This is a genomic window from Vibrio sp. M260118, from assembly GCF_036533755.1.
Taxonomy (GTDB): domain Bacteria; phylum Pseudomonadota; class Gammaproteobacteria; order Enterobacterales; family Vibrionaceae; genus Vibrio.
Map to the genome: position 1 here is coordinate 1 of NZ_JATABG010000683.1, position 652 is coordinate 652.

The window sequence follows — 652 nt, forward strand, 5'->3', positions numbered from 1 at the left end:
TGCAGGAACTTGGTCTTTTTTCGCTTTAGCGATCAGGTGCTTAAGAGACAAGTTCATGTCTGGGTCTGCACCGCCATTTTTCGCACACATGTAAATTTCTTTACCGTATTTGGAATAAACTTTAATTTTTGCGCCAGCAGTTTTAGCCATTGAGGCTTTGCGCACTTCAAAACTTCTTCCCATCGGGACGTTCTCTCTAATTCAATTTAACGCGAAGGATTTTAGCAAAAAGCGAGCACATTTCAATTTCTCACCTTGCTGAGGGAATGGTTGCGTTACGCGACACCCATTACTCGCTTATATTTAGCTACGGATTCTAAGAATGAAGCTTTCTCTTCTTCATCGGCTATTTTGGCCGCCTCTTGATCAATCTCATCAGGCACCGCTTTTGCTTCACGAAGCTTCCAAACCAAAAACGAGGCTTGTTTATCAAGTTCAATTTTGTTTTTCTCACTTGCAGGAAGAGTAGACAGGTTGATCGACATACCAAAGTTCAAATCTGTAAAAATATGGGATGGGAATATATCACACCAAGAGTAGGTGTAGCGAGGGATTCGCAGTACGAGTAGCGGGCTAGATCAAAAAATACTCAAAAATAAAGGGTGGCTTTTATCTGCCACCCTTAGGTAATCGCATTTGTGTGTCACAACTA

General features: G+C 41.7%; 1 protein-coding gene and 1 pseudogene. Both read right to left on the reverse strand.

From position 1 onward, the window contains the following. A pseudogene (locus QTO00_RS20550) lies at positions 1-183 on the reverse strand (YebC/PmpR family DNA-binding transcriptional regulator); the annotation flags it as partial. Positions 184-275: 92 nt separating this feature from the next. Further along, complete coding sequence (locus QTO00_RS20555; protein WP_038202197.1) at positions 276-485, reverse strand: DUF3283 family protein; 210 nt, start codon at positions 483-485, stop codon at positions 276-278. Positions 486-652: the final 167 nt, after the last annotated feature.

Coding starts and splice junctions, on each gene's coding strand:
- QTO00_RS20555 (WP_038202197.1), bottom strand. CDS start 485: ATGTCGATCAACCTGTCTACTCTTCCTGCAAGTGAGAAAAACAAAATT.